This window comes from Rhizobium sp. P1_E6 (assembly GCF_056405875.1).
Genome location: NZ_JBFUBG010000141.1, coordinates 1 through 9,909, shown reverse-complemented (window position 1 = coordinate 9,909; position 9,909 = coordinate 1). Strand labels below are relative to the sequence as shown.

Genomic DNA, 9,909 nt, shown 5'->3' with positions numbered 1-9,909 from the left:
CATCAGGGCTCTTGCCGAAATCATAGGGAAAGAACTGTGATCATTTACAGCATTATATCGAGATTTCCCTATATTCCTTTTTCTAGAAACGAGGACCTGCAATGAAAGCGATGACACTTAACTCTTTTGGTGGGCCGGAATCGTTCGAACTTTGCGACGTTCCAAAGCCTGTCCCGCATGCGGGACAGGTCCTGGTGCGCGTATATGCAACGTCGATCAATCCCTTGGATTTCCAGGTCCGGCGCGGCGACTATCGCGATCTGGTACCACTTCCGGCCATCACCGGTCATGACGTATCCGGAGTTGTCGAAGCAGTCGGACCAGGCGTGACGATGTTCTCTCCAGGAGACGAAGTCTGGTACACCCCGCAAATATTTGACGGGCCGGGAAGCTATGCCGAATACCACGTTGCGAACGAAAGCATCATCGGAAGGAAACCCTCCTCGCTAAGCCATCTCGAAGCAGCAAGCCTGAGCCTTGTTGGCGGGACGGCGTGGGAGGCCCTGGTTGTGCGTGCTGCTTTGAGAGTCGGGGAAAGCATTCTGATCCATGGCGGCGCAGGAGGGGTCGGTCATGTGGCGATACAGCTCGCGAAGGCCATAGGGGCGAAGGTATTCACGACAGTACGGGAAGATAACTTCGAATTTGCACGAAGTGCCGGCGCGGACGTCGTCATCGACTACCGGAAAGAAGATTATGTCAGCGTTATAATGCGGGAAACGGGTGGCCGCGGCGTCGATGTCGTGTTTGACACGATTGGTGGCGACACGTTGACCCGAAGCCCGGACGCGCTCGCACAACTTGGCCGCGTTGTCACGATCGTGGACATCGCACAGCCGCAGAACCTCATCGAATCATGGGGCAAGAACGCGAGTATTCACTTCGTTTTCACAAGACAAAACCGCGGCAAGCTTGATGAACTGAGCACATTGGTGGAGCGTGGTCAGCTACGACCGCACATTGGCGCTGTCTATAAACTCGCTGACATTCCTCTCGCCCACGCGCGGCTCGAGACCCCCAACAACGGTGTCCGGGGCAAAATCGTGATTGCAGTCGACCCATCGGCTGACACTGCGCGTGCAAGTTCCTAACGCTCCAACTCACTTCAAAGGTGCAGCCATGATTTACGAGATCGCTCAGCTACCCGTTTACAAGGAGCATACTGAAACGTTCAGACAAGCATTCGCCGAAGTTGTTCCGCTACTTAGCCGCGCGCAGGGTTATCGCGGTCACGTTCTGGCGCAGGGAATCGAAACACCCGAACTATTCCACCTGATCGTGCGATGGCGTTCACTCGAGGATCACACACCCGTCTTCGAAGCGAGCGAAGACCATCGGACGTTCATGATGGGCTTGCAGGAATATTTTTCAGCGGAACCGCAGGTCTATCATATCGAAGGTGCAACTTTTACCGCAAGCGAACCTGATGACCTGGATAGTGCCGTTGGTAAGGGCAACGCCGGTAGGACAAGGAATTTGCGGCTTTAAACTATTGGGTGGTTGTCAGGTCGTTTGACAGCCACCCATTTCCGGAACGCAAATCTCGGTGTCACTGGGATTGGCGGTTGGAAGCCGCGCCGCGTTTGCCAGGGGCGCGTCTTCAACCTGTGCCTCCAAGATATCCGCTTCCCGGGCGATCAAAGTCTTCGGCTGGACGTCAGCGTAAGCAGCCGGGTCGCGGCATTGCTCAAGCGTTCGCGCCTCCGTCTACAGTAACGGTTGAGCCCGTGATCATATCTGAGCCGGGGCTCGCCAGAAATGCGACAACACCCGCGATCTCGCGGGGATCTGAAAAACGCCCGATTGACGAGAGGCTCCGTTGGAAATCGGCACCCGCACCGTCTGCCGGATTCGCCTCGGTGTCGGTTGATCCTGGCGAGACCAGGTTGACGGTAATGCCTTGTGGCCCAAGTTCCCGAGAAAGGCCCCGCGTGAACGAATTTAAAGCCGACTTCGACATAGCATAGGCGGTCACACCCGGAAATGGGACGCGCTCACCAAGCGCCGAACCGATCGAAATGATACGGCCACCCTTGGTGAGGTGGGGGATAGCAGCTTTCGAAAAGGCGACAGGAGCACGCACATTAATGTCCATAAGAGCCTGAAATTGGTCCAGGTCGAGGTCCGCAATTGGTCCGGCCAGTCCGATGGCCGCACTGTTCACCAAAATGTCTAGGCCACCCAGCTTTTCGACAGTCTCAGCAACGGCCCGCTCGGCAGCGTCCGCTTCCGCACTGTCGGCTTTTACGGCGAGCGCACGGCGGCCCAGCTTTTCGATCGAAGCGACGACGTCGCCGGCACGCTCAGGCGACTTATTGTATGTGATCGCCACGTCGGCGCCGTTCTCGGCCAACACAAGCGCGATTGCGGCGCCAATACCGCGCGACCCGCCGGTGACGAGGGCGCGCTTTCCCTTGAGATCAATCATGTTACATCCTGATGCTGTATGGTTGCGGAGGCCCGGGCTTGGGCCGGAAGGTAGTCTGTTCCCTTCCGGCCCGTAGATAAGCGGTTACGCCGAAACCAACATCTACGATCGCACCGAAGACTTGCCTGATCCTACCAAATATGTCATGCCGCGAGGCATGAGCCTCCCCGAGAACGTAACGGATCGCTTGCTTAACGACGTCGCCCCTCTTGTGGCCGGACGCATCGGAACTGCCGCAATTGCAACGCCTGTTCCGCGTCTGACTGTCTGGTCGAGCACGGTAATGACTTTACCCACGCCAGCCGTATTTGAACCCATGTTCTACGCTGTCCTGCGTGGGACAAAGGTGCTGATCATCGGCGCCAATCGCTTCGAGCTGACGGCGGGCGCTTGCGCGGCATCTTCCTTTGGTCTGCCCTTTATTCATCAGTTCACCGCCGCCACGCCGGATCTGCCCTACGTTGCGATCAGCCTTCACCTTGATACGGATTTGCTTACGCGCGTCATGCTCAATATGCCCAAACGTGAGGATCGCTGGACCTGCGCGGTGGCAGCGGGGGACCTGGACGGCCCGTTGGGCGAACCCTTGGCTCGGCTTGTCGGGCTCTTGCACGCTCCGGACGATATCGGCATGCTCGGGCTGCATTATGAGACTGAACTCTACTACCGCCTGCTCCAGAGTACGATGGGCGATACGATCCATCAGATCGGTCAGCGAAACGAGCGGTTCCTGCAGCTCAAGACGGCGGCAGATTGGCTTGCTACCAATCATCGCGAGCCCGTCAATATTCGCGATCTGGCAGCCTCGGCGGGAATGAGCGTCACTTCGTTTCATAGACACTTCAAGGCTGTGACGGGGTTCAGCCCGCTTGCTTTTCAACGCCATATCCGTCTTCTGGAAGCTCGAAAACTCCTTGCAAGCGGTTCGGCCAGCGTGTCGCATGTCGCTTACGAGGTAGGCTACGTCAGCCCATCGCAGTTCAGCCGGGAGTACAAAAGCATGTTCGGCAGCCCGCCAATCGCTGACTTACGACGCTAACACTTTAGCCCGGCAGCTTCGGGCGCTCATTACGGCCTCGCTTTCTGATCAGAGCCAGTTTCATTTGTTTGCAGAGGTTCACCGCAGCAACTGGCGGTCTTGCGTTCCTCTGCGTGCGACAGACTTTTGCAATCCAGGCGGCTATCAAGGCAATCTCCGCAACGCTATCTGGAAACAGGCGGCGAAGACCAGCACGTGAAGACGGCGGTCTGGCTTGAATGAGACCCGCCATAGCGTTGTCGCCTGCTTGTCGAATTACAGCGCGACAAGAGGGCAAAATCGCCACATCGGCTGGTACCCGTCGGTCAATGTTAAATCGAAAGGCGAATGAATGGCTGAAGCGAGCTTGGGGCAGACGATCGGACCTGCGATCGTCCTGATGGGAGCGGCTGTCGTCGCGGTGCCCTTGTTCCGGCGGCTCGGCCTCGGTTCGGTCCTGGGCTACTTTGCTGCCGGTGTGCTTGTCGGACCTTCGGTGCTCGGCCTGTTTGCCGACGCCCTGTCCATACTGCATTTCTCCGAACTCGGGGTGGTGATGTTCCTGTTCGTGATCGGACTGGAATTGCGCCCTCAAAAGCTGTTGGCCATGGCTGGTCAGATCTTCGGTCTGGGGCTCGTCCAGGTCGCCCTGGCGATCGCGGGCCTTGCACTGACGGGCATGCTGGTCTTCGGACTGCCCGGCCCGGTAGCCTTTGTCGCCGGAGCAGGTTTTGTCCTCTCCTCGACGGCTGTCATCATGTCGGCCCTCCAGCATCGCGGCGAGATCTCGGGTGTAGAAGGGCAGAAATCGGTCTCGATCCTTCTCTTCGAGGATCTCATGATCGTCCCGCTTCTGGCAGTTGTCGCTTTCCTGTCGCCTCTGTCGCAAGGGCACCCCGGCTGGGTGGAGGTTCTGCTGGCATTGGGCGCGTTGTTCGTGCTTCTGGGTGTATCGAGATGGGGGCTCAATCCGTTGTTTGCCTTGCTGGCACGCGCGCGAACTCGCGAGGTGATGACCGCGGGAGCGCTGCTGGTGGTTCTGGGAGCAGCGCTTTTGATGGAGTTGGTTGGCCTCTCCATGGCGATGGGCGCGTTCCTCGCCGGCGTCATGCTGTCGAGCTCCAGCTACCGGCATCAAATCGAAAGCGATATCGAACCGTTTCGCGGTCTGCTAATGGGCCTGTTCTTCCTGGCTGTCGGGATGTCTCTCGATCTTTCCGTCGTTGCTGCGGAATGGTGGCTTCTCGTCTCCATACTGGTCGCATTCACGATCGCAAAGGGTGTCGTCGTTTATGCGGTCGCGCGCGTGTTCGGCAGTTCCAGTCACCAGGCTCTGCACCGTACCTCGATGTTTCTGCAGGGAGGCGAATTCGCCTTCGTCCTTTATGCTGCCGCGACCACGGGCGGCGTGATCGATGCTCGCGAAAACGCGCTGTTTACCACCGTAGTGATCTTTTCGATGGCTCTGACGCCTCTCCTCATGATCGCGGCGGACCGACTGTTGAGAAACGAGACGTCGATGCACGGCGTAGACGCCGCTCGCGGTCTGAGTGGAACGGTGCTCATGATCGGTTTCGGCCGGTTCGGCCAGATCGCTTCGCAGCTGCTGCTTTCCAGGGGCGTCAGCCTCTCCGTGATCGACGCAGATCCCGACCGGATCCGCGAGGCGGGACGGTTCGGGTTCAAGGTCTTTTTCGGCGACGGGACCAGGCTCGATACCCTGCGCCATTCCGGTGCCGGCTCCGCCGATGCCCTGATGATCTGCATCGATGACCCGAAAGCCGCGCTGCAGATCGTGGAACTGGCACAGCATGAGTTTCCGCAAGCGAAGCTTCTCGTGCGAAGCCATGATCGCGGACATGCGGTGGAATTGATCCGCGCCGGCGTGGACTATCAGATCCGCGAGACTGTCGAGTCTGCGTACCTGATGGGAGCCGAGGGCTTGCGTGCGTTGGGATATGGTGACCTCGATATCGAGGAGGCAGCCGAAGATATTCGCCAACGGGACGACGAGCGTCTAGCGGAGCAGGTACAGGGAGACGCCATGTCCGGCCGCAACCGTCTTCACATCCAACCGGTTCCGGAACCCTTGACCAAGCCCCCCAAAGAAACCTACCCGACGTCGATACATTGAGGCCCTGTCCAAGTCCTTGAACAATGGCCGACGGTGGCGCGTTTGAGATCATTCGTGCCAAGCGCGCTCCTGCGGCAACCTACTCATCCCGAAGCTGCCATGCCTCCTTGCCCTGCATGAACGCCTGGGCATGGAGACAAGTTGCAAATGGCGTTCCCCATTTCGCGACACAGCTTCGCAGGAACGAGCACTACCGCACAAGATGCTCAGATGACACTATCCGTGTCGCCGGCCGTCGCTGCATGGAGAAGAAGCTTGAACATAAAGACAGTGCCCGCGGACCCAGGTCGGCCGGAGATAAGTGCCGCTCCCGCGTGGCTGTCAGTTTTGGCGATCAGCGTCGGGCTCCTTCTCGTTCGGGTGGACATTCGCCCTGTTGTGCTGGCCTTGTTCTCGCTGCGCTCAAGGGCCTCGGTTGCATGGCGGGCTTGATCTTGGCTTTTTCCTTCGTATGCGCTCGTTTGCGGCTTTCGGTGCGCGCCGCACGACAAGGCGCTGGTATTGATAGTGGCCACGGGTTCACTACCCTCTCAATCCTCGCTTGTGTTGAGTTATCCGGAGACATCCGAACCCACAGGATATTCAGCCAATGAGCGCAAGTGGCGGCATCGTGATCGTGCATTCTGTCGTCAACCTGCCGACCATACCGGTAATGATCGCAAATGCAGTTTGATGAAAAGCATCGGGCGATGCCGGCAAGAATTCCTGCGCGCTCAGCGAAGTTTGCGCGCGCCATCATGGCGAGCCAGTGCATCATTCACCACTGCCGCCACACAAGTTTTCGAAGGACATAATGGAAATCGGTATCGACAGTTTTGCAGCTATTCTTCCTGATCCGGCGACCGGTCAGGTTCCGTCGGCTACAGTGCGCATGGCGCAGCTGCTCGAGGAAGTCGAAGTGGCGGACCGCGTTGGGTTGGACGTGTTCGGTATCGGTGAACATCACCGCGGAGAGTTTCTCGACTCCGCGCCGACGATCATACTGGCTGCTGCAGCGGCCCGGACCAGCCAGATCAGATTGACGAGCGCGGTAACGATCTTGAGTGCCGCCGACCCTGTGCGGGTTTTTCAGGAATTCGCAACCCTTGATCTCATATCCAGGGGCCGTGCGGAAATCGTTGCAGGTCGCGGGTCGTTCGTCGAAGCTTACCCCCTGTTCGGCCTGGACACGCGCGACTACGACGACCTTTTTGCCGAAAAGCTCGATCTGTTGCTTGCTCTGCAGGAGTCGACCAATGTCACCTGGGAAGGACGTTTCCGTCCGTCGCTCAGCGGACAAGGCGTCTATCCACGTCCCCATCAACAGCACCTGCCGATATGGATCGGCGTCGGCGGCACGCCGCAGTCCTTTGCCCGCGCCGGTGCGCTCGGCCTTCCGCTGATGGTCGCGATCATAGGCGGAGGCTTCGAACGCTTCCGCCCGCTTGTCGATCTTTATCGCGAGGCTGGGAAGCGCGCAGGACACAGACCCGAGATGCTCAAGATCGGTATTCATGCGATGGGCTTCGTCAGCGAAACCAATGCTGCCGCAAGGGACACCTTTTTCCCTGGCTGGGCGCATCTGACAACGAATATCGGTCGAGAGCGCGGATGGTCGCCGCCGACGCGGCAGCAGTTCGAAATTATGGCCGGCCCAGAGGGTGCATTCCTGGTCGGTGATCCGAAGACGGTGGCGGCCAAGATGCTGCAGGCCAGTGAGATATTGGGTGGCGTATCACGCATCACCTTCCAGATGAGCACAGCCGCTCGCGACACGAGAGCGATGAAACGATCAATAGAACTCCTGGGCACTGAAGTGGCGCCGATCGTCAGAGCAGCACATCGGGCTGATACCTCGGCCTGATAGCAACACGGGGACCTCGAATGGACATTGAAGATCTGCGGACCTTTGTCGAAGTGGCCGATTCCCGGGGTGTATCGCCCGCGGCGCGCCGATTGGGGATTTCGAAGTCGATGGTCAGTCGGCGGCTCGCCAGGCTGGAGGTAGAACTCGGTGTCCAACTTCTTGCGCGCACCACCCGTGGCGCCGGCCTGACCGAGGCGGGTGCCACGTTTCGCGACTACGCGGCAAAAACCTGCACCGAAATAGACATTGCACGCGAAACGATTTTACCCGAAGGCGACCTTCGCGGACGGTTGAGAGTTGCCGTTCCGCTAACATCGGGTCCGATGCACTTCGCATCCGTGCTTACCGAAATGGCGCGCCAACACCCGCAGCTTCAGATCCATGCCGAATATAGCGATCGCTTCGTCGATCTGGTTGCGGACGGGTTCGATTGCGCGATCCGGGTCGGGGCGCTGCGTGACTCCAGCGTGATCGCCAAGCGGGTGGGCGAGATCTATGGCAAACTCGTTGCGAGCCCGGACTATATCAGTGCGCATGGGGCACCTCAAACGCCGGGCGAAATCGCAACCCACCAGGCTTTGTTGGGTGCCGAGGTCTGGCGGTTCCTGGAAGGCGACAGGATCATCACCGTGCAGCCACAGGGTCGCTTCAGTTCCAACAACGGCGCGGCGATCGCGAGCGCCGCGGCCGCAGGGCTTGGCATCGCATGGCTTCCGGATTGTGTGACCCATCCGTATCTTGCGTCCGGCGCGCTCGTTCCGATCATGACCCGCTTTCCGCTTCCCGTCGGGGATGTTTATGTTGTGAGGCCGTCCGGCCCGCATCCACCGCGCAAGGTGCGTATCCTCTCCGAATTTCTGATCGCATCCTTCGAAAGGCTTCGGGATCCGTCGCGTGCAAAAATTGATCTTGCAGCCCCGATAATTCCACCTGTTGTCTGAACAGCTCACCGAGTGCGCAACTCGCCTGAAGGTGAGCGACCCGAGTAAGATGAGATCCGCCAGGACAAAGCAGCAGCCGAAGCACGTCACGCTATATAAATCGCCAAACTGGAAAGGTGACCCACATGAGCTGGAACCCCGCAATCGAACCGGGTTGCCCTGACGAGGTGAGTATCGACGCGATCGAAACCCTTATCATTCCGCGCGCCCGCGACATTGGCGGCTTCGAGGTGCGGCGTGCCCTTCCGGCCCCGAAGCGACAGATGGTCGGACCATTCATCTTCTTCGATCAGGCAGGGCCGGCCGAACTCCTGACAGGTCAGGGTATTGATGTCCGGCCGCATCCGCATATCGGCCTTGGCACAGTCACCTATCTGTATCGCGGCGACTTTCACCACCGCGACAGCACCGGAGCCGACCAGATCATCCGCCCGGGTGAGCTGAACTGGATGGTCGCAGGGCGCGGCGTGTCGCATTCGGAGCGCACGTCGGCAACGGCCCGAACCGGGCCGAACAGCCTGTTCGGGATCCAGACCTGGTTGGCTCTGCCCGAAAGCCGCGAGGACATGGAGCCGACGTTCGAACACCATGGCAGGGAGGCGTTGCCGGTCATCGAGGATTGTGGCGCTTCCGTACGGCTTATCCTGGGCAACGCCTATGGCCAGACTGCGCCCGCCACCATGTTCTCGGAAACGTTCTACGCCGATGTGGCGCTGGACCCTGGAAGCCGCCTTCCTTTGCCGGACAATCACGAGGACAGAGGCATCTATATCGTCGAAGGTTCGATTTCGATCGCGGGCCAGGAGTTCGAGGCGCCGCAGATGATGGTGTTCCGCACCGGCGACAAGATTACCGTCGCGGCGGGTGAGCGAGGCGCGCGGCTGATGATCCTCGGTGGCGCGACGCTTACAGGGCCGCGCTACGTCTGGTGGAATTTCGTTGCGTCGTCAAAGGACCGCATCGAGGAGGCCAAGGCGGAATGGCGCGCACAAAACTGGGGCAAGGGACGGTTCGATCTTCCGGTCGATGATCGGGACGAGCATATACCGCTTCCGGACTGACAACGGTAGCGCGATCGCGTCCGCGCGATTGACCAGATCCGGGACGGCATTCACGGCCTCGCGTGTTTCGACAGAAAATGGAGAAAGCAAAATGAGCAACAAATGGCCACGCCTCGACTACCTCAGTTGGCGCGAAACGTGTTCCGCCCTGCACCTCTACCTGCAGGTCGTCGGCAAATATCGGCTGGCTCACACACCGTGGCTCAACCATTCCTGGAACGCGACTTTTTACGTTACCCCTTCCGGTCTGACATCCTCCCCGATACCCGATGGCCCCGGCATCGAGATCGTGTTCGACTTTCACGACCATGCGGTCGTCGGTACGAACGGCGACGGACGTCGGGCCTCTTTTGCGCTGGAAACATCTACGGTCGCCGAGTTCCATGCCAATTTCACTCATCTGGTCTCCGAACTCGGCGGCAGGCCGGACTTCCATGGCCAGCCAAATGAAGTGCCTGAGCCCGTGCCGTTCGTTGAGGAC

At 59.3% G+C, this 9,909-nt stretch carries 9 protein-coding genes; 8 read left to right on the top strand and 1 reads right to left on the bottom strand.

The window, feature by feature from the left end; translation table 11 throughout:
* Positions 1-101: 101 nt before the first annotated feature.
* Together AC1D35_RS33285 and AC1D35_RS33280 are read left to right on the top strand one after the other, a co-directional pair.
* Positions 102-1,091 (top strand): zinc-dependent alcohol dehydrogenase family protein, encoded by a 990-nt coding sequence (locus AC1D35_RS33285; protein ID WP_477942112.1) that lies wholly within the window; start codon positions 102-104, stop codon positions 1,089-1,091.
* Between the two features lie 28 nt (positions 1,092-1,119).
* On the top strand, positions 1,120-1,488 hold the full coding sequence (locus AC1D35_RS33280) for an antibiotic biosynthesis monooxygenase family protein (RefSeq protein ID WP_477942110.1): 369 nt from the start codon (positions 1,120-1,122) through the stop codon (positions 1,486-1,488).
* 199 nt (positions 1,489-1,687) lie between these two features.
* Here AC1D35_RS33280 and AC1D35_RS33275 read toward each other — a convergent pair whose 3' ends face one another.
* Positions 1,688-2,428, bottom strand: a complete 741-nt coding sequence (locus AC1D35_RS33275) for an SDR family NAD(P)-dependent oxidoreductase (protein WP_477942108.1) — start codon at positions 2,426-2,428, stop codon at positions 1,688-1,690.
* A 145-nt stretch (positions 2,429-2,573) separates the two neighbouring features.
* Here AC1D35_RS33275 and AC1D35_RS33270 point away from each other — a divergent pair, with 145 nt between their 5' ends.
* The 6 genes from AC1D35_RS33270 to AC1D35_RS33245 form a co-directional block, all read left to right on the top strand.
* The gene (locus tag AC1D35_RS33270) at positions 2,574-3,467 is read left to right on the top strand and encodes an AraC family transcriptional regulator (RefSeq protein ID WP_477942114.1); all 894 of its coding nucleotides are present in this window, start codon (positions 2,574-2,576) and stop codon (positions 3,465-3,467) included.
* A gap of 331 nt (positions 3,468-3,798) precedes the next feature.
* On the top strand, positions 3,799-5,580 hold the full coding sequence (locus AC1D35_RS33265) for a monovalent cation:proton antiporter-2 (CPA2) family protein (RefSeq protein WP_477942106.1): 1,782 nt from the start codon (positions 3,799-3,801) through the stop codon (positions 5,578-5,580).
* A gap of 793 nt (positions 5,581-6,373) precedes the next feature.
* Entirely contained in the window at positions 6,374-7,423 is a 1,050-nt protein-coding gene (locus AC1D35_RS33260; protein ID WP_477942104.1) for an LLM class flavin-dependent oxidoreductase, read from the top strand.
* A gap of 20 nt (positions 7,424-7,443) precedes the next feature.
* Positions 7,444-8,367, top strand: coding sequence for a LysR family transcriptional regulator (locus AC1D35_RS33255; protein ID WP_477942102.1), 924 nt, complete (start codon positions 7,444-7,446; stop codon positions 8,365-8,367).
* A gap of 125 nt (positions 8,368-8,492) precedes the next feature.
* Positions 8,493-9,428 carry a pirin family protein gene (locus AC1D35_RS33250; protein ID WP_477942100.1) on the top strand — a complete coding sequence of 312 codons (936 nt, stop codon included), beginning with the start codon at positions 8,493-8,495 and terminating at the stop codon, positions 9,426-9,428.
* A 91-nt stretch (positions 9,429-9,519) separates the two neighbouring features.
* A partial coding sequence (locus tag AC1D35_RS33245; RefSeq protein WP_477942098.1) for a DUF5996 family protein occupies positions 9,520-9,909 on the top strand: 390 nt, incomplete at its 3' end.